General features: G+C 57.4%; 14 protein-coding genes. 7 read left to right on the top strand and 7 right to left on the bottom strand.

What is annotated here, in order from left to right; all coding sequences use genetic code 11:
- Positions 1–981 (bottom strand): class I SAM-dependent methyltransferase (locus Q7T06_RS09090; protein ID WP_304783778.1); only part of this gene is annotated, 981 nt, incomplete at its 3' end.
- 160 nt (positions 982–1,141) lie between these two features.
- Positions 1,142–1,366, bottom strand: coding sequence for a hypothetical protein (locus Q7T06_RS09085; protein WP_304783775.1), 225 nt, complete (start codon positions 1,364–1,366; stop codon positions 1,142–1,144).
- Between the two features lie 323 nt (positions 1,367–1,689).
- Here Q7T06_RS09085 and Q7T06_RS09080 point away from each other — a divergent pair, with 323 nt between their 5' ends.
- Together Q7T06_RS09080 and ppnN are read left to right on the top strand one after the other, a co-directional pair.
- Positions 1,690–2,625: a DnaJ C-terminal domain-containing protein gene (locus Q7T06_RS09080; RefSeq protein WP_304783771.1), complete on the top strand. Its 936-nt coding sequence runs from the start codon at positions 1,690–1,692 to the stop codon at positions 2,623–2,625.
- A 218-nt stretch (positions 2,626–2,843) separates the two neighbouring features.
- The gene (ppnN, locus tag Q7T06_RS09075; RefSeq protein WP_304783767.1) at positions 2,844–4,214 is read left to right on the top strand and encodes a nucleotide 5'-monophosphate nucleosidase PpnN; all 1,371 of its coding nucleotides are present in this window, start codon (positions 2,844–2,846) and stop codon (positions 4,212–4,214) included.
- Between the two features lie 9 nt (positions 4,215–4,223).
- On the opposite strand, the gene Q7T06_RS09070 is transcribed toward ppnN, so the two are convergent.
- Complete coding sequence (locus Q7T06_RS09070; protein ID WP_304783764.1) at positions 4,224–6,605, bottom strand: DUF1631 family protein; 2,382 nt, start codon at positions 6,603–6,605, stop codon at positions 4,224–4,226.
- A gap of 324 nt (positions 6,606–6,929) precedes the next feature.
- Between Q7T06_RS09070 and Q7T06_RS09065 the strand changes: the two genes are divergently transcribed.
- A complete protein-coding gene (locus tag Q7T06_RS09065; protein WP_304783761.1) occupies positions 6,930–10,151 on the top strand; it encodes an EAL domain-containing protein in 3,222 nt (1,073 codons plus the stop codon).
- Between the two features lie 24 nt (positions 10,152–10,175).
- Here Q7T06_RS09065 and Q7T06_RS09060 read toward each other — a convergent pair whose 3' ends face one another.
- Positions 10,176–10,913 carry a pseudouridine synthase gene (locus tag Q7T06_RS09060; RefSeq protein WP_304783758.1) on the bottom strand — a complete coding sequence of 246 codons (738 nt, stop codon included), beginning with the start codon at positions 10,911–10,913 and terminating at the stop codon, positions 10,176–10,178.
- Here Q7T06_RS09060 and Q7T06_RS09055 point away from each other — a divergent pair.
- The 3 genes from Q7T06_RS09055 (at position 10,912) to Q7T06_RS09045 (ending at position 12,605) form a co-directional block, all read left to right on the top strand.
- Positions 10,912–11,067: a hypothetical protein gene (locus Q7T06_RS09055; RefSeq protein ID WP_304783755.1), complete on the top strand. Its 156-nt coding sequence runs from the start codon at positions 10,912–10,914 to the stop codon at positions 11,065–11,067. The two genes, Q7T06_RS09060 and Q7T06_RS09055, sit on opposite strands and share 2 nt — an antisense overlap.
- Positions 11,068–11,111: 44 nt before the next feature.
- Complete coding sequence (gene hisC / locus Q7T06_RS09050) at positions 11,112–12,179, top strand: histidinol-phosphate transaminase (protein WP_304783751.1); 1,068 nt, start codon at positions 11,112–11,114, stop codon at positions 12,177–12,179.
- Between the two features lie 213 nt (positions 12,180–12,392).
- Positions 12,393–12,605: a DUF2970 domain-containing protein gene (locus tag Q7T06_RS09045; protein WP_304783748.1), complete on the top strand. Its 213-nt coding sequence runs from the start codon at positions 12,393–12,395 to the stop codon at positions 12,603–12,605.
- Between the two features lie 81 nt (positions 12,606–12,686).
- Here Q7T06_RS09045 and Q7T06_RS09040 read toward each other — a convergent pair whose 3' ends face one another.
- A complete protein-coding gene (locus Q7T06_RS09040) occupies positions 12,687–13,619 on the bottom strand; it encodes a methyltransferase domain-containing protein (RefSeq protein WP_304783781.1) in 933 nt (310 codons plus the stop codon).
- Positions 13,620–13,778: 159 nt separating this feature from the next.
- Between Q7T06_RS09040 and Q7T06_RS09035 the strand changes: the two genes are divergently transcribed.
- Entirely contained in the window at positions 13,779–13,928 is a 150-nt protein-coding gene (locus tag Q7T06_RS09035; RefSeq protein WP_304783744.1) for a hypothetical protein, read from the top strand.
- A gap of 58 nt (positions 13,929–13,986) precedes the next feature.
- Here Q7T06_RS09035 and Q7T06_RS09030 read toward each other — a convergent pair whose 3' ends face one another.
- On the bottom strand, positions 13,987–14,460 hold the full coding sequence (locus Q7T06_RS09030) for a hypothetical protein (RefSeq protein ID WP_304783741.1): 474 nt from the start codon (positions 14,458–14,460) through the stop codon (positions 13,987–13,989).
- Between the two features lie 280 nt (positions 14,461–14,740).
- Positions 14,741–18,708: GH36-type glycosyl hydrolase domain-containing protein (locus tag Q7T06_RS09025; protein ID WP_370652357.1), on the bottom strand; the 3,968-nt coding region annotated here is incomplete at its 5' end.

Genomic DNA, 18,708 nt, shown 5'->3' with positions numbered 1-18,708 from the left:
TTGCTGCAGTTCTTCGCGCGTACGCAAGCCCAGGTGTTCAGCCAGGTCCGACAGGATCAGCCAGCCCTCGCCTTTGGGTTCCAGATGCGCCGCCAGGCCATGCAGGAAGCCACGCAGCATGCGGCTGTCCGGATCGTAGATGGCATATTCTATCGGTGAGTTCGGCCGCGCCGGTATCCACGGCGGATTGCAGACAATCAGCGGTGCACGGCCGGCCGGGAATAAATCGGCTTCGACCACGCTGACGCGCTCGCGCAAGTCCAGCCGCAGCAGGTTTTCCCGGGCGCAAGCCAGCGCACGCGCATCCTGGTCGGTCGCAACGACCTTTGCCACGCCGCGCTGCGCCAGCAAGGCGGCAATCACGCCGGTACCGGTGCCGATATCGAAGGCCAGCGTTTTGGCTGGCAATGGCGCTTCGGCGATCAGATTCAGGTATTCGCCACGCACCGGGGAAAACACGCCGTAGTAAGGATGTATGCGCGCGCCCAGCGCCGCGATCTCGACGCCATTCTTGCGCCATTCATGCGCGCCTATCAAGCCCAGCAATTCACGCAATGAAACAATGAACGGACCCGTGCTGGCGCCGTAAGCTTCATTGCAGGCCAGCTTGATGTCGGGCGCGCGGCGCAACGGTATCGTGTAGTCGGCATCGACGGCTATCAGCAACATGCCCAGTGTGCGGGCACGTTGCGATTGCGCCTGCCGGTGCAGGTTGAAGGCGTCTTTTGGTGAAGTCGCTGCCTTGCGTGGCTTCCGCTCGGTGCGGCGCGCCAGCGCCTGCAGCAACTGGCGTGCGTTTTGATAATCGCCGCGCCACAGCAGGGCCGTGCCTTCGCTGGCCAGCCGGAATGCAGAATCGGCCGTCATCTTGTCGTCTGCAATGAGCACGCGTTTGGGTGCGGCCACGCCGCCTTCGGATTGCCAGCGTGCCGACCTGTCCTCGCCTGCTTCATTCCAGACAATCACATTGAGCTCGCTCATGACCAGCCCGCCAATCCTGGCATGGAAACAGGCAGGCGCAAGGCGGCAGGTAGAGCGGAGAAATTCAAACGCATGCGGATTCCGGGTTTTACCAAGGCAGAATTGTCGTCAACCTGACTCGGGAATTGAAAAAACAGATGAAGGATGTGCAGCCCAGGCCTTATTTCTTGTACAGCTCTGGCTTGGACTTGTTGCGGTTTTCAAATATCGATTTCGCATCCTGCATGGCCCGTTCCTGCGTGCGCATTGCAGGATCATCGTCATGCAGCGTGAAAAAATCGCTGGCTTGTGCGCGCATCACATACTTGATCGCCGTCGCATCGGTCAGGTCGTACAGTTCAGTCAGCAAGGTGGTGACTTCATCCAGATATTCTTCGTAGGTCATGACTATTTCAACTTTAATAATGTCGTTTATTGAACGAAGTTGAGAGTATGCCCTTCAAACCCCTACTCTACATAGAGGTATCGTCATCCCGCCGCTTCAGCTTGTCTGGCAAAAATGCATAAAGTTGACTATATTGAAACAACAGCAAGTCATGGTTTTTTCATTGCCATTGCATTAATTGATCAGTAATAGTGGCTCTATTCATCCATTCAGCAGAATAAGGACGATGTCAGAATGACCTTGCAGAAAACACCACTTTCCGCAAATAATGATTTTTTGGCATCTTTTTGTATCCATACAGCTGCTAATACGAAACCGGACACATGAAACTCAAGGATTATTACGCAACGCTAGGCGTACCCCGCACTGCCACGCAAGAAGTGATCAAAAGCGCCTACCGCAAGCTTGCGCGCAAATATCACCCTGACGTGAGCAGGGAAGCGCATGCCGAAATCCGCTTCAAGGAAGTCGGTGAAGCGTACAAAGTGTTGAAGGATCCGGAAAGCCGCCTGGCCTATGACCAGCAGTCAGGCATCGCATACGCGTATCATGAGGCGCCGCCGCAAGCTGCGCGCCGCAACACCGGCTCCGCATCCAGCCAGCCGCACGAAACCCGCCGCAGCGAAGAAAATTTCGGCAATATCCTGGATGAGGCGATGGGACGCGCAAGCGCCACTCCGCCCAAACATCGCGGCATCAATGTGCATGGCAGCGACCAGCATGCCAAGGTGCAGATCGACTTGGAAGATACCTTCCATGGCACCGCATGCAATATTTCGATGCCTACCTATGTCACCGATGAATACGGCATGCCCATGGTGTCCAAGCGCACGCTGAAGGTCAGCGTCCCTAAAGGGATACGCGCCGGGCAAACCTTGCGTCTGGCCGGCCAGGGATTCCCCGGCATGGGCGAAGGCAAGGCTGGCGACCTCTATCTGGAAGTCGTGATACGCCCGCATCGCCGTTATCGTGTCGATGGCCGCGACATCTATTTCGATATCCCGCTCACATCCAACGTCGCCACGCTGGGCACGACAGTCCATGTGCCGACACCGGAAGGCTCGATACAATTGTCGATTCCACCGGGATCGGCCTCGGGACGCAAGTTGCGCCTCAAGGGCAAAGGCATACCCGGCTACCCGGCCGGCGATCTGTACGCCGTCATCGTCAATGCCGCGCCGCCTGTACATACCGTCGTCGCCCAAAAGGCTTATCAGGCATTGAAAGCTGCATTCGATTTTTCGCCACGCACCAGGTAAGCGCCCTTTGCGGGATACGCCGCACGCATGTCCCGCTGCCCTTGCGCGCCTGCCCTGCTGTTTCCCGCCTCGCGCCGTCAAGATGGCTGCAGCCTTGCCTGCCAGTTTTAATCACCCGATTGCACGCACAGACTTCGCATCCGCCAGGCGCAGGCAGTATACTTGTGCACGCATTAAAATGACCCACCTGATAACCATCATTCGGAAGTTAAGCACTCATGGCATACGAAGTAGTCGACACCCAACTCTCGCCGGAAGGCCGCCTGGATATACTTTCCAAAGCCGAAGTACACAGACTGCTGGATACCCGCCATGGCGGCTTGTATGAACTGTTCCGCAATTGCGCGCTCGCGGTACTGAACTGCGGCAATTACACCGACGATGGCAAGGAATTGCTGGAGCGTTACCAGACCTTCGAGATCAGCATCATAGAACGCGAGCGCGGCATCAAGCTCGAGATCAAGGGCGCGCCAGCCAGCGCCTTTGTCGATGCAAAGATGATCAAGGGCATACACGAACACCTGTTTTCAGTCTTGCGCGACATTCTCTTCATACACGATGAAATCGTCGGCAATGCCAACTTCAACATGGAATCCTCGAGCGGCATCACCGATGCAGTCTTTTACATCCTGCGCAATGCCGACGTGCTGCATCCGCACCTAAATCCGAAGCTGGTGGTGTGCTGGGGCGGCCATTCGATTTCGCGCGAAGAATACGATTACTCGAAAAAAGTCGGCTATGAAATCGGCTTGCGCGACATGGATATCTGCACCGGCTGCGGCCCCGGCGCGATGAAGGGACCGATGAAAGGCGCAACCATAGGCCATGCGAAGCAACGCATCCCGACCGGGCGCTATCTGGGCATCTCCGAACCAGGCATCATCGCTGCGGAAGCACCTAACCCGATCGTCAACGACCTGGTGATCTTGCCGGATATCGAAAAACGCCTGGAAGCATTCGTGCGCGCCGGCCACGGCATCGTGGTATTCCCGGGCGGCGCGGGTACGGCGGAAGAGATCCTCTACATCCTCGGCATCCTGCTGCACCCGGACAATGCAAAGATACCCTTTCCGCTGATCTTTACCGGACCGGCCAGCGCGACGGATTACTTCAGGCAGATCGATCACTTCATTGAAGTCACGCTAGGCGCTGCAGCACAAAAACTGTACAAGATCATCATCGACGATCCGGCGCTGGTTGCGCAGGAAATGCAGGCCGGCATCCAGCAGGTGCGTGAATTCCGCAAGAGCAAGGGCGATGCGTATTATTTCAACTGGACGCTGAAGATCGACCACGCATTCCAGCAGCCATTCAATCCTACACATGAAAACATGCGCAATCTGTCATTGCACCAGAATCAGGAACGACACCTGCTGGCAGCCAATCTGCGGCGCGCGTTTTCCGGCGTGGTGGCCGGCAATGTCAAGGATAGCGGGATACGTTCGATAGAAAAACACGGACTGTTTGAAATCAGCGGCGAGCTCAGCATCATGGAGCCCATGGATGCATTGCTGACTGCCTTTATTGCGCAAAGCCGGATGAAGCTGCCGGGCAAGGCTTACAAGCCCTGCTACCGTATCGTCAAATAAGCGTTTGCTTCAGACCGGGATGGGCTGCTGAATATCGACAGTGTTCAGCAGCGACTCCATCGCACGCTCAAAGACAGGTGCGTATTCGACCATGCTGATCGATCCTTCACGCAGCGCCTTGATCAGCGAAATCGACGAATAAATCAGCAAACGCGCCTGCTTGTTCTGCTGCTTGTTCTGCGACTGCTGCTCCGGCTGCGTCGCCAGCTGGAATACATAGAATGATTGCTGCGGGTTCACCCACATCAGCCTGGCTGGCAGATAAGCGTTGTTCTCCCACCATTCCACCGAAGTTCCGGTTTGCATCCCGCCCAGCCATTTGATATCTGAACTGAGCAAGGTGCCGGCATCCGCATCCAGATACAGGTGCGCCGCCACATTGAATTTTTGCAGCGCCGCCTGCAAGCGTATATGCGGCACCGTCGGTGCGTGTATGGCCATCTCCTCGCTGCCGCCAGCACCGATACGCAAGACAGCGAAATGCTGATGCAGGCTGGCCAGCGCAGTGGTCGCCTGCAGCGGCATGGTTTGTATCATGCCCAGCACCTGGGCATGCATGGCGACCAGATCGTCGAGCGCCTGCCTGGATTCCGCCTCTGAAAGACCGATCAACTTCAAGCCTTCCTTGACTTGCCGCACCAGCTTGGGCAGCAGCTTCATCAGCGCACTGCGTTCTGTCGTGTCATGTTCCTGCACGCTCCAGATCAGATCCGGGATGACTTCTCGATACGGCTGGATATCGATGTCTTCATGTTCGTAAACGTACACCAGCACGCGCGCCCATATCCTGATGATGAAATCGACTGCGCGCTGATCGGTTTCTATCGTCAGCAAGCGTTCACGCAATGCATTGATGGTTTCGACCACGAGCACATCGTGCCGCTGCGGATCTTTTTCAGCTTCTTCGAGTGCGTTGATGGCACGCGAGACTTCTGCATCGCTTTCGCGCAGTGTCTTTGCGACCGTCAGATCCAGTTGATCCAGCGCCTCGCTGAAAATCGTCATGTCGGACTTGAAGTCATTCAGGATACGCTCGGAAAGCTGCATCATGCCGGCATGAATATCGCTGCCGGGCAGCGTCTTTTCATCCAGCCCGATTGCAACAGCGGCCATCCGGTTCAATAATTTCCTGATCGGGTAATCGGCTTGCTGCAGTATCTTCGGCACAAACATCGCCGCCTTCAGGAAAGGCACTTGCAGGCGCACGATAGCTGCGCGGAATGCCGGCGGAATCTGGCTGTCGTGGGCGATGAAATTGAACAACATCGCAACGACATCCATCGCCACGCGTTCCATGTCGCTGAGGCGCTCCGTCTCCAGCTCGCTGTGCAAATCAAGCAACCGGGGTGCAGCGTCCGTGGCTGACTCGCCCTTGCTTGCTTCCTGCTGCAAGCGGTGCAGCTGGCTGGTCAGTGGATGCGGCCTTGATGATGCATCGACGGTATCTTGCCGCGCCCCGCCAACACCGGGTTGATTGCGCGACTGCGACGGGGCTCTATCCGCGGCCGTCTGGTTGATGATCTGCAGGATGAAATCCTGCAATCCTGCCGGATTTTGCTGTGCCGCATGGCTTGCGTTCTGGCTATCGCCCGAGCGTTGCTGCAACAGCGCAAGCACGCGCTGCATTACCGGCGCCATCGCTGCATTATCGGAATAATTGCCGGCCGGGTTGAAACCGCCGGTGGTGTTATGGCTGTGAAAATCCTGCTGCGCGCCTGCCAGTATTGCGCGGTCGTTTCTGCTCAACAAGGATGGACGCGCCAGCAAGCGCGCATGCACCCCATTTGATTCGAATACGGCGCAAATCGCAGCAAAGTATTCCGGCAACTGCGTCGCCAGTGCGCCTGACATGTGATCGAACAGCATCGTGCACAGATCCGTCGTATCGGTCATTTCACACAACACATCATGCAGCGCGCGCGCCATCAGATACGGCCGGAATGGATTTTCCCGTTCGCGCACATCGTGTTCGTCGTGCAACTGCGCGATCATCAGGTTCAGGCGTCCCAGGCTCAGTTGATCGGCATCGCGCAAACGCAATACCCTACGCTCGACTTCGATCTGGCGCGTGATGGTTTCATCATCGATCAAGGCCCAGGTATCGGCAGATACCTCCTGCAATCCAGGACGCAAATCGCGATACATGGTTTGCATCGCCCGTTCGACATAGCCGAAATAACTGGCGTACAAACGCTTGAGAAAAACCGGTCCCTGGGTGGCCAGCCATTCTTTTGCTGCGGAGATGGTTTTTTGTTCTGCGACGGAACTAGCAGTCGATGTCAGTTCTGTGATGCTGACGCTTGCATCCTGCAGCATGCGCAATGCCAAAGCAGAAAAACGGAAGAGCGCACGTTCCTTGGCCAGCTGAATTACAGGTTTGATATCGTGCATTACCTTAACTGTCTCAACGAGAGTTCTTTGGGGAATCAGGAGTATTGATCATATCGCAACAAGGGTGAGCTTGATATTCAATTTGTCACGTCTTGCACATGTTTAACGCAAATTAACATTTTCAATCCACTCATATGCTGTCAGCGTTGTGCTTGCTATGAGTGCAGGCAACTTAATATGCATTATTGCGATGCACAAAATTTACATATCTTGATGTTTGCTGCACCAGTATGGGACCTCATCACTGGAAAATAATTCCTGCCGAAACAGAATCGATGGCACGGGCATTGCTGATAGGGAACAACCCTAATTGCCTGCCCCGCCATGAAAAAAAGAATCACGAAGTTAATCGGCGGCCTGACTGTCGGACGCAAACTGGCGCTAATCTATTTTCTCGATCTGACTGCCGTCATTTTCATCTCCGGTATCCTGATACACGAGAAGTTTATTGCGATCAATTTTTCAGACAAGGAAGTGCTGGGCAATCATTACATAGCCGCCGTCCGCGATGCGCTGATCGCCATCGTGCCGCCCTCACCGCCGGACAGCGCCACACATGAACAATTGAAACAGCAGGCCGATGCGGTGGCACGGGCCGAAGCCATGTATGGCAAGGATATGGGGAGCGCCTATCTGGCAGGGAATTTTTCCGCCGCCCTGCAGAGAGCACAACATGGCGCGCAGGAGCAAGCCGACTCGTCCTCCGAAGATGCCTTTGCCCAGGGCCGCGCCTTGCTCACGCGCATAGGCAACCAGTCCAACCTGATCCTCGATCCCGACCTGGATAGCTATTACACCATGTCGCTGGTGGTGCTGCGCTTCCCGGAATTGCTGGAATTGCTGGATCGCACCGGCGACCTTGCCGCGCGCCTGCCCAGACTCTATGACGATACCCGCCAGAACCAGCAAACCCGGTTCCTGATCCTGGAGGGACGGCTAGATGCGATTACCAAAGGTATACAAAGCGATTACGAGGAAGCATTTGCCGCCAGCGGGCCGATATTGCGCCTCGAACTCGAAGCGTCCAGAAAAACCCTGCTGGACACCGTCCTTCGTTTTCGCATGGCCAGCCAGGCCATGGCCGGCATCATCCCGGTCGATGAAACGGAACCCGATTATCAAATACAGCGCCAAACCGCGCTGCGCGATTTAAGCACCGCATGGGTCGCCGCCGAGCGGCAGATGCACCGCTTGCTGGAGCAAAGGATAGCGGAATCATACAGCCGCATGTGGCAGCATCTGGGCACCGCAGCCTTGCTGCTGCTGGTGATCCTGAGCCTGGTGTTTTTTGTGGCGCGGCAGATTGCGCTGCCTATCCGCAACCTGGCGCGCGTCGCCGACAATGTCCGTCGCTCAGGCGACTACTCGCTGCGGGCCGCGTGGCACAGCACCGATGAAATCGGCCGCCTGGTCGACGGCTTCAACGGCATGCTGCAACAGCTCAATCAGCAGCGCATGGTGCAGCAGGAAATGGTTGCACAGACGCGCGCGGCGCAGGCGCAGCACGAGCTGGTCGAAGCGATTCCGATTCCATTGATGGTCACGTCCATCCCCGATCACAAGGTATTGCACGCCAACGATGCTGCCCGTGCGTGGTTGAACGGCCGTGCGGAAGACCCATGGCAAAGCGGCATGTTGCCAGCCTTGCGGGCGCGATTTTTTCAGCGCCTGCACGATACCGACTCAGTCGATGAATTTGAAGTCTGCTGGACCGGCGGCGAAACGCCGTCCTGGGCGCTGGTGTCAGCGCGCTGCCTCGAATACCAGGGGCAGGCAGCAGTGCTGACCACATTCACACCGATCAATCACATGAAATACATGGAGCGCCGGCTAGAACTGTGGTCCAGGGTATTTGAAGCGTCGTCGGAGAGCATCGTCATCCTCAATGCAGATGGCCGCATCGTCACCGTCAATCGCGCGTTTTGCCGCAATACCGCGTATGAATTGCATGAGCTGGTCGGCAAACACGGGATGGCCCTGCTGTCCGGCAAGAACCAGAAACATTTCACCAGGACGCTGAACCATACTGCGTCGACCAAGGGATCCTGGCAAGGCGAGATGTGGATCAGCCGCAAGAATGGCGAGTCGTATCCCGCCTGGCTGGTATTGAATGCAGTGCGCGATGCGCATGGCGAGATCAAGCAATACATTGCGATGTCGCTCGATATCAGCGAACGCAAGGCAAATGAACAACGCATACATTATCTGGCACACCACGACGTCCTGACCGGCTTGCCAAATCGTTTTCTGTATGACGAACGGCTGCAAATGGCGATCCTGCAAGCAAGGCGCTCAGGCAATCTGGTCGGCGTCCTGTTCATCGATCTTGACCGCTTCAAGAATATCAACGATTCGATGGGACACCACATCGGCGATGGCCTGTTGATTTCCGTCGCCCAGCGTCTGACCGAAGCGGTACGCGATGGCGATACGGTCAGCCGCCTCGGCGGCGATGAATTCGTCATCATCCTGAACAATATCGTCAGCGCCGAGGAAATCGGCAAGCTGGTCGAACAAAGGCTGATTCCCCTGATCCAGCAAGTGCATGTGATCGATGGGATGGAGCTGTACATATCCTGCAGCATAGGCATCGCGGTCTACCCCGAAGACGGTGACGACATCGATGTGCTGATGCGGCATGCCGATTCCGCGATGTACCAGGCCAAGGGCGTCGGCCGCAACAATGCGCAATTCTTCACGCCTGCATTGAATGAACGCGTCATCCAGCGCATGCATCTGGAAAGTGATTTGCGGCATGCAGTCGAACGCAATGAACTCAAGTTGTATTACCAGCCGCGCATGGATGCGCTGACGGGCAAACTGGCCGGCGTGGAAAGCCTGGTGCGCTGGCAGCATCCGGCCGAAGGCATGATACTGCCGGCAAACTTTATTCCGTTGTCGGAAGAATCCGGCCTGATCGTCGCTATCGGCGCGTGGATCATACGCGAAGCCATGCGGCAGCATGTTGCATGGAGCGCCAGCGGCCTGGGCTTGATACCGATCTCTATCAATCTCTCGGTAATCCAGCTGAAGGAAGGCGGCCTGTTGAAGGTGCTGGAACATGCGCTGCAAGACATACCGGCTGACGCCCGCAATATCGAACTGGAACTGACCGAATCGACACTGATGGACAATGTCCCGGCCACAATCAAGATGCTGGAGCAGATCAAGGCACTCGGCTTTTCGCTATCGATAGACGATTTTGGCACCGGTTACTCCAGCCTGAACTACCTGCACCAGTTCCCTATCGACCGCCTCAAGATAGACAAATCCTTCGTGCAAAACATACACGTTTCGCCGCACAACTTCGCTGTCACCAACGCCATCATCGGCCTCGGTCACACACTGGGGCTGCAAGTGGTGGCCGAAGGCGTCGAGCTGGAAGAGGACGTCAACCTGCTATGCGCTGCCGGATGCGACGAACTGCAAGGCTACTACTTCAGCAAACCGATGCCTGCCGAGGAATTTGCAAGCTGGCTGCGAGCGGAACAGGCTGCAGACAAAGGAAAGCCGGGAGAAATGGAAGACTCTGCGCAATGGTTTTGACGCTGCGGCTTATCACGCTGCGGTTTATCCATCCACTGGTGGCGACGCAACCGGCCGCAGCAAGGCCAGTTGTTCTGCATCCAGATAAATCCACTCGCCTTCTTCCAGCCCCAGCGCTTCCAGCGTCAGCTCGCCTATCGCCACCCGGCTGAGGGCGGAACAGTGGTTTCCCGCCGCCGCCAGCATCCGCTTGACCTGGTGATACTTGCCTTGCTCGAGCACGATTTCCAGCTGATGCGTGTCCAGCATCCGGCAAGTCTGCGCGGCCAGTGGCGCCGGCTCATCGTGCAACTGCACGCCGGCCAGCAATTGCGCGATCAGTTCCGGCGTCACCGGATCGTGCGTGGTGGCGACATACACTTTGGGGATGTGCCTCTTCGGTGAAGATTGCGCATGGATGAAGGGGCCGTCGTCCGACATCAGCAGCATGCCGGTCGTGTCGTGGTCCAGCCGGCCTACCGGTTGCAGGTCGCGCCAGGTGAATTGTTCCGGCAGCAGCGTCAATACGCCCGGGTGATGGCTGGGCTTGCGCGAACATTCGAAATTTGCCGGCTTGTTCAGCACGATGTAGACGTGTTCGCGATAGCGCCACACTTCGTCAAAGATCGTGAATTCGAGATCAGTGGTGTCAAATGCCGCCTTGAAATCGTCGACAACTTCGCCATTGACGGCGACTTCGCCATCTTCTATCAAGCCACGGCAGTATTTTCTGGTGCCGAAACCCTGCGATTGCAGGATGCGGTCTAAGGTCAATTTACTCATGGCGGCACTGTACCAGAACGGCCAAAAATTATCAGCCGCCAGAGGAGAAAATACGCAATCCATGCATGCTCAGGTCATCGCGCGCGCAAAAACAGGCTGGCTTGGCCCGCATTTCCCGCATAGCGATTTTCTATTTATCGACTGCGCACGATAAAATGGGCGCATCTATCAAACAAGCATCAAAAAGGAAAAGCAGTCATGAGCCAGTTCTGGAGCCCTATCGTGCAAACACTCACGCCGTATGTCCCGGGTGAGCAACCGAAATTGCCGGGCTTGATCAAGCTGAACACGAATGAAAACCCTTATCCGCCCTCGCCGGCAGTCACCGCGGCGATCCAGGCAGTATCTGCCGATGTGCTGCGCCTGTACCCGGACCCCGACGCCTCGGCGCTGAAACAGGCGCTGGCGACGCATCACGATGTGCAGCCGAACGAGATTTTCGTCGGTAATGGCTCGGATGAAGTGCTGGCCTTTGTCTTCATGGCGCTGCTCAAGCATGCCGAACCCCTGCTCTTCCCTGACATCACGTACAGCTTTTATCCGGTTTACTGCAAGCTGTTCGGCATAGACTACGTCGAAGTTCCATTGACGGCTACGATGGGAATCAACACCGCCGATTATGAAAATAAAACCTGCGGTGGCATCATCTTCCCGAATCCAAACGCGCCTACCGGCGTTTCCATCCCGCTGTCTGCCATCGAAGCCCTGTTGATCAAACAGCCGGATGTGGTCGTCGCCATCGATGAAGCCTACGTAGACTTCGGCGCCGAAACCGCGATTCCGTTGATACGCAAATACCCTAACCTGCTGGTGATACGCACCTTCTCCAAATCGCGTTCACTGGCCGGCTTGCGTGTCGGCTTTGCGATGGGGCACCCGAAATTGATAGAAGCGCTGGAGCGCGTCAAGAACAGTTTCAACTCTTATCCTATGGACAGGCTGGCACTGGCTGGCGCCATCGCCAGCTACGGTGATGAAGCCTACTTCCAGCAAACCAGGCAGGCAATCATAGACAGCCGCGAGCAAATGACGGCGGCGCTGGAAAAACTCGGCTTCTCGGTTTTGCCCTCGCACGCGAACTTCATCTTTGCGCGCCATGATGCCTATGGCGCAGAGGAACTCGCGGCCGGCTTGCGCGAACGGGCCATCATCGTGCGGCACTTCAAGCACCCGCGCATCAACCAGTACCTGCGCATCAGCATAGGCAATCCGGAAGAATGCAAGACCCTGATCCAGACGCTGACGCTGCTGACCTCGGCCCTGTAGCAAGCGCAGCATCACTAACTGCTACGGGAAATATAGCCGCATCTGATGCTGTGCCCAGAGCCGGGCTGGATGTATGCTTTTCAATCAGGGATGTCGCCTCAGCGCGTGGCCGGAACGGGTCGGCCTATCGGTAGCATCTGGCAAAACTGGGCGCTCGACTATAATCGAGCTTGCTGTGAGCCTTGCCAGCCCAAGATTTCGATGGAGAAAACAATGTCAGAACCGATCAATCAGGAAAAGAAAAAAACCTCTTTCCTGGCCACCATGGGCGCCATTTTCTGGTCCTTCATCGGCTTGCGCCGCCGCTCCGATTATGAAAACGATGTCACCGGCCTCAATCCCTTTTACGTGTTGATAGCCGCGCTGATAGGACTGGGCATATTCATAGCGATACTGCTGACCGCCGTTTCATTCGCACTGAAATAAGCAAAAAGAAAAGCAAAAAAATGGCGAGCCGCCTGTGCTCGCCATCTGCTTATAGGCAGGCTGCGCCTGCCTTGCACTATCCTATGCGTAGGCTGGCATGCGCTGTTGCTGCAATGCCCATGCGGCTTCCACCACATGCAGGTGATCCGCCCGGATCGAAGCCTGCAGGGATGGGATGGACCCGCCCGCCTTGTACTCAAAACTGACGTGCAACTGGTCGCCCTTGGCGACTTGTACCGGCTCGGCCAATGGCAACACCAGATAGTGATTCAGCCAGTCTATCGTGCTCGACTGCTGCATCACAACGGCCAGGATATTCTTCGTCACAAAGCGCAACGCATTCACCGTGCCTGCGTGTTCAATCGCAAAGACGCCTTCCCATGCTATCTGTGCATCGACAGCCTGGGTGAAATCCAGCATCGAATAAACCGATGGCGGCGCCAGCTCCATGCTGTTGGGCTGCGTGAAGGTCGGCTCCTGAAATTGCACGATAGGCGCGTGATAGCCTTCAAAGCAGTAATCCTGCTGCAGCGGTTGCACCGCCATGATCATCGCTTCCGGTATGAAAATCGGCAGCGGGCCGCCGAATTTTGCCAGATAGCGCTGCTTGAATGATTCGATGACCTGCACCTGCTTCTCGCGCAGCATGGCGACGTGGATCATTTCGCAGATCACGACATCAACCGGTTCCGGCGGCAGATATTCAAACGCATCGGCCTGTATCACCTCGACCTTGTGCCCATTCACGTTTTTCGATAAAAAATGTTTGGCTTCCCTGACCAGATCCGGGTTGTATTCGACGCACCAGACCTTCTCCGCCTTGGCAGCAGCAAACCATGACAGCACGCCGGTACCGCCGCCCAGTTCCAGCACCTTGGCGCCGGGCGCAACCAGATGATTGATCGCGGCCTTGAAGCCGGGCATGCGCCGGTTATCCATCAGCATATTGTGGTGATAATGCACCGGGATGAATTGGCCCAGATAGCAGCTTTCAAGTTCGCGTTCAGTCAGCATGTCTTCATCCTTGTGTATTGTCGGTAGACGCCTACCCATGAATATCCAGGTAAGTGCAGCACCATTATCGTGATCGGCCATGCAAAACAAAGCCACGATGTACCAAGGTTTTACGTGGCTGTTCCCGGGTTGTGAATCCGGCACGATGGTGAGGCTGGAATGAAAAACGTCGATACGGCCTTGCCGGCCCTATCGACGGCAACAGAATTGCATACGTCCGGGGTTGATAGCGGCATCTTGTCAAATGGCGACGACCACACTGACGCGGATTTTGCCTATGTGTCCATCATGGCAGCGACGGAGAATTGAAGTGCTGAGCCAAATCACGTAAGCGGCGCGCTGCACTGGCGGCATGCGCCGCCACGTCTCAGTCGTACAGGGCGCTTTGAAGTTCCCTGAACTTCTCCGGCCCGACGGCTTCCTTGATTTTGGGCGCCAGCTCTTGCAATTGAGCCAGGTTACCCGCGGCTTCCACTGCCAGGTTGAAGCGAAAACCGCGCAAGCCCAGACCCGCGGTCAATCGCGTGGCAATCGGGTAAGCCTTTAAATAATGCGCTTGATCGCTCTGGGTAGGAGAGTCGCCGGCGGCCGGCGCCAGGGCCGGTGCAGGGGCTGGCTGTGGCGCCGCAGCAGGCGTGACGCTGACCGCCACCAGCAGGCCCAGGGTCACCAGATGAGTCACATCCTCTGCCGTGACATTCAATCCGGCGGTCGCCTTGAGCACCTCCTCGGTGCTGCGTTTGCCGTCAAACATGATGAATGCCGAGCGCTGCCGTGGCGTGAGTGCAACAGAACGACTCTGGAGCGCTGTTTGGCCCAGTTCCGTCTTTGTATAAATCATCGGCTTGTCTCCAATCGATGCTCTTGGCTCCACCCTGTGGAACGCAGAGACGCTGTTGTTGTGTTTTTATTTTTGTTTCTTTGGGCCAATTTACCCTATTTTTGACTAGCCATGCACTATTTGGGGCGCAACAGCAACAACAGCGAAGGTAGCACCCCACTGATGGCACCGCCCGCGCATGCGGGCGCCAAGGCTCCTGGCGTAAGTACCGAGGTGTAAAAACAGATAATGAAAGACAACGCTGCAGCCGGCATCAGCGGCTGCAGCGCAGGCAGAAAAATCATGTCAGCTTGTCGAGTCCCATCACAACCATCACCGCATGCGTCGCACCATCGTTGGCCATGGCAAGCACCTTGTCGGGTATCGCAACGCCATCCAGTTCGACCCGTACCACGCCCTTGCTGACGCCATCCGGATTGACGATATTGATGTTGTACAGCGTGCCGCCGTAACGGTAATGCACTTTCGCATTGCGCCAGTCCGGCGGCAGGCAGGGATCGAGGCTGAGTTTGTCGGCCTGGATGCGCAAGCCGAGTATCGATTCGACCCCGGCGCGATACAGCCAGCCGGCCGCACCTGTATACCAGGTCCAGCCGCCCCGCCTTACATGCGGCGATTCGGCATAGATATCGGCAGCCACCGCATACGGTTCGACCTTGTATGCGGCCATGCCGGTACGGGTGCTGGTACGGTTGGCCGGGTTGATCATCTTGAACAAATCGTGCGCCTGTCCGCCCTTGCCCATCATCGTATAGGCAATCAGGCACCACACTGCAGCATGCGTGTACTGTCCGCCGTTTTCACGCACGCCCGGCAGATAACCCTTGATGTAACCGGGGTCCAGCGGCGTCTTGTCGAACGGCGGCGTAAACAGCAGGATCAGGTCGTCGCCTGGACGGATCAGATACTGATCGACCGATTCCATCGCCCGTTGCGTGCGCTCGGGTTCACCGGCGCCGGAAATCACCGACCAGCTTTGTGCAATCGAATCGATACGGCATTCGGCATTGCTGGCCGAACCCAGCGGCGTGCCGTCGTCGAAATAGGCGCGCCGGTACCATGCGCCATCCCACGCATGTTTCGCAGTTGCTGCTTTCAATTTCTCGGCATGTTGTAGCCAACGCGTGGCACGAACCTGATCACCGCGTGCTTCCGCCACCGGCGCAAAGCGCAACAGCGTCGCATACAGGAACCACGCCAGCCAGACGCTTTCACCCTTGCCTTCGTGACCGACGCGGTTCATGCCATCGTTCCAGTCGCCGCCACCCATCAAGGGCAAGCCATGCGCTCCGACTTGCAGGCTGTGATCGAGCGCGCGCGCGCAATGCTCGTAGACGCTGGCCAGTTCAGTGGAGATTTTCGCTTCGAAATAGTTGTCTTCCTTTTCCAGCGGCAGCAAATCGCCTTCGAGGAAAGGAATCATCTCGTCGTAAATCTGCACGTCGCCGCTGACCTCGGCGTAATGCGCAGCGCAATACGGCAACCAGATCAAGTCATCCGAAATATGCGTACGCACACCGCGCCCGCTCGGCGGATGCCACCAATGCTGGACATCGCCTTGCGGAAACTGGCGCGACGATGCGCGCAGGATCTGGTCGCGTGCCAGCTTGGGCGCGACCATCGCCAGCGCCTGCGTATCCTGCAACTGATCGCGGAAACCGTAGGCGCCGCCGGCTTGATAAAAGGCCGTGCGCGCCCAGAAGCGGCAACTCAGCGTCTGATACAGCAGCCAGCCGTTGAGCAGGTAATCCATCGAGCGATCCGGCGTTTCGACCTGTATCGTGTGCAGGATGTCGTGCCAGTTGTCCTGGCTGGCAGCGAAGACGGCATCGATATTCGATGCGCGGTAACGCTGCACCAGTTCCCTTGCGGCTTCGGCAGTATCCGCCTGCCCCATCAGGAACACGACCTCGACCTCGGCACCCACCGCAATTTCAAGCGTCGTTTGCAACGCACCGCAGGGATCGAAACCGGCACCGACGCGATTCGACAGGACATTCCCGCGTATCAAGCCAACCGGTTTCTGCATGTTGCCGTTGCGCCCTATGAATTCCTTGCGGTCGCCAGTCCACGCAGTTTGCTTGCCGCATAAATCGATGAATGCGATGCGCTCGCCGAACTCGATATTCCACGCATTGCGTGCGAATATCGCGCCGGTTTCTGCATCGCGCTCGGTCACGACGAAAGGCGCATTGTCGGTGCGTGCTGCGCCCAATACCCATTCCACATACGAAGTCAGCGACAGGCGGCGCGCATTGCGCGATACGTTTTTAAGCCGCAGGCGGCAGATCTTGACCGGATCATCCCAGCTGACGAATTGCAGCAAATCGCTGGCGATGCCGCTGCAGGTGAGTTCGAAGCGGCTGTAGCCCTGACCGTGGCGCGTCGTATACGTCGCATTCGGTACATGGATAGGCGACATGGTCGGGCTCCACAAGGCGCCGTTGTCTTCATCGCGTATATAGAAGGCTTCGCCGGATGGATCGGACACCGGATCGTTGGACCAGGGCGTCAATTTGTTTTCGCGGCTGTTCAAGCTCCACGTATAGCCGGCGCCGCGTTCGGACACGGTAAAGCCGAACACCGGATTGGCAATCACATTGATCCACGGCGCAGGTGTGACCTGATCCTGGCCCAGCACGATCACATATTCGCGCCCATCCTGGGCAAAGCCGCCGAGGCCGTTGAACAGCGTCAGTTGCGGCGCCGGACCTGGCGGCGCTCCCTGCGGTGCGCGCACCTCGCGTTCCAGCCATGAAAATGGCGCATAGCCCTCGCTGTCCGGACGCACCTGCATCTGCTCGGCGAGACTGCCCTGCCCGCCTTCGAGCACCACGCGCGCCGATGCCAGCAGCAAGGTACGCTCATCGTCGGTGATCAGGTCGGCACGCACGATATAGGCGCCGCCACGCTCGGCCTGCTCCTGCTGCGCGGAAAATGCCTGCGCAGCCCGCACCATGCCCTCCATCGCGGCCTGCAACTCTTGCGCATACGAGGCGCCTTTTTCATTCAGGATCACCAGGTCAACCGGCAACTGCTTCATGCGCCAGTACTCTTGCGCGCGCAGCAATTGCGACACCAGCCGCAAATCTTCCTGCTTGGCCATGCGCAGCAACAGGATCGGGCGGTCGCCCGAAATGCCTTGTCCCCACAGGCCGGAATGGCTCAGGCGCATCGAACGTATCACCCGTCCGCTGGCACGCGAGGACATGTCGGAAAACAGGATGCGACTCGCCAGATGCTGGAACAGCTCGGCTTCGTAATGCTCTATGCGCAGGTAATGCAGCTGCACCTGCGCATGCGTCCACACCAGGGCCGAGATCCGCGCAAACGCCGATCCATCGTGATATTTATCCGCCAGGCTGACGATCTCTTCGCGCGAGTTGGCTGCCATCGTGGCAAAGACCAGATGCGTGACTTCGCCCGGTTCTATGCGCACGCGCACCCGCAGGCTGAAGATAGGGTCGAGTACCGCGCCTACCGTATTCGACAACGGACGTCCATCGGCAATCGAGCGCGGATGCTGTATCCCTTGTCCGCGTCCGGTGAAACGGGCCCGGTCGGTTTCATATTCGATGCCGATGGCGCTGCTGCCCTCGCCGCGCGCCACGACGTGCGCCGCCCAGGGACGCGACTCGCCATCCTTGCGCGGACGGCGCGAAGCCAGCAAGCCGCGCACTTCATGCAGGTATTCCGTTTCGACAAACAGATTGGAAAATGCCGGATGCGCCACATCAGCGGCAACCGGCGCCAGCAATACTTCCATATACGATGTAACTTCTATCGTGCGCGCACGCGTACCGGTATTGGTCAGGCTCAGGCGGCGCAACTCGGCATCATCCTCCGGCGACACGATGACTTCCAGCATGCTCGATATCGTGCCGTCGGTGCGCGAGATGCGGGCGCGGTCTTCGGCAAACTTGACTTGATAAGTATCCGGTTCGACTGCCGTCGGCTGATAACAGGCGGACCAGAACTTGCCGTTATCCGTATCGCGCAGATAGAGATGGCTGCCCCATTGGTCGCGCGTTGCATCTTCGCGCCAGCGTGTCACGCCCAGCTTGTTCCACAAGCTGTAGCCTGAACCGGCGGCAGTCAGCATGACGGCGTAATGGCCGTTCGACAGCAATTGCGTTTCCGGCGTATTCGTCATCGCCGTATTGAAATGGCGCGCCACTACCGACTCTGGTGACAAGGGGCGCGGGGGCCGTTTGCCGGTGGCGGACGGCGGGCACCGGGGTGGCACGA

It is taken from the genome of Herminiimonas sp., from assembly GCF_030645555.1.
GTDB lineage: Bacteria > Pseudomonadota > Gammaproteobacteria > Burkholderiales > Burkholderiaceae_D > Oxalicibacterium.
This window is presented reverse-complemented; position numbering and strand designations above follow the sequence as displayed.

Excerpts from the sequence above, each read along its gene's own strand:
- ppnN (WP_304783767.1), top strand. The coding sequence starts at position 2,844 with ATGGCATACGAAGTAGTCGACACCCAACTCTCGCCGGAAGGCCGCCTG.
- Q7T06_RS09040 (WP_304783781.1), bottom strand. The coding sequence starts at position 13,619 with ATGCTGACTGAACGCGAACTTGAAAGCTGCTATCTGGGCCAATTCATC.
- hisC (WP_304783751.1), top strand. The coding sequence starts at position 11,112 with ATGAGCCAGTTCTGGAGCCCTATCGTGCAAACACTCACGCCGTATGTC.
- Q7T06_RS09035 (WP_304783744.1), top strand. The coding sequence starts at position 13,779 with ATGAAAAACGTCGATACGGCCTTGCCGGCCCTATCGACGGCAACAGAA.
- Q7T06_RS09065 (WP_304783761.1), top strand. The coding sequence starts at position 6,930 with ATGAAAAAAAGAATCACGAAGTTAATCGGCGGCCTGACTGTCGGACGC.
- Q7T06_RS09060 (WP_304783758.1), bottom strand. The coding sequence starts at position 10,913 with ATGAGTAAATTGACCTTAGACCGCATCCTGCAATCGCAGGGTTTCGGC.
- Q7T06_RS09055 (WP_304783755.1), top strand. The coding sequence starts at position 10,912 with ATGGCGGCACTGTACCAGAACGGCCAAAAATTATCAGCCGCCAGAGGA.
- Q7T06_RS09085 (WP_304783775.1), bottom strand. The coding sequence starts at position 1,366 with ATGACCTACGAAGAATATCTGGATGAAGTCACCACCTTGCTGACTGAA.
- Q7T06_RS09080 (WP_304783771.1), top strand. The coding sequence starts at position 1,690 with ATGAAACTCAAGGATTATTACGCAACGCTAGGCGTACCCCGCACTGCC.
- Q7T06_RS09045 (WP_304783748.1), top strand. The coding sequence starts at position 12,393 with ATGTCAGAACCGATCAATCAGGAAAAGAAAAAAACCTCTTTCCTGGCC.
- Q7T06_RS09030 (WP_304783741.1), bottom strand. The coding sequence starts at position 14,460 with ATGATTTATACAAAGACGGAACTGGGCCAAACAGCGCTCCAGAGTCGT.
- Q7T06_RS09070 (WP_304783764.1), bottom strand. The coding sequence starts at position 6,605 with ATGCACGATATCAAACCTGTAATTCAGCTGGCCAAGGAACGTGCGCTC.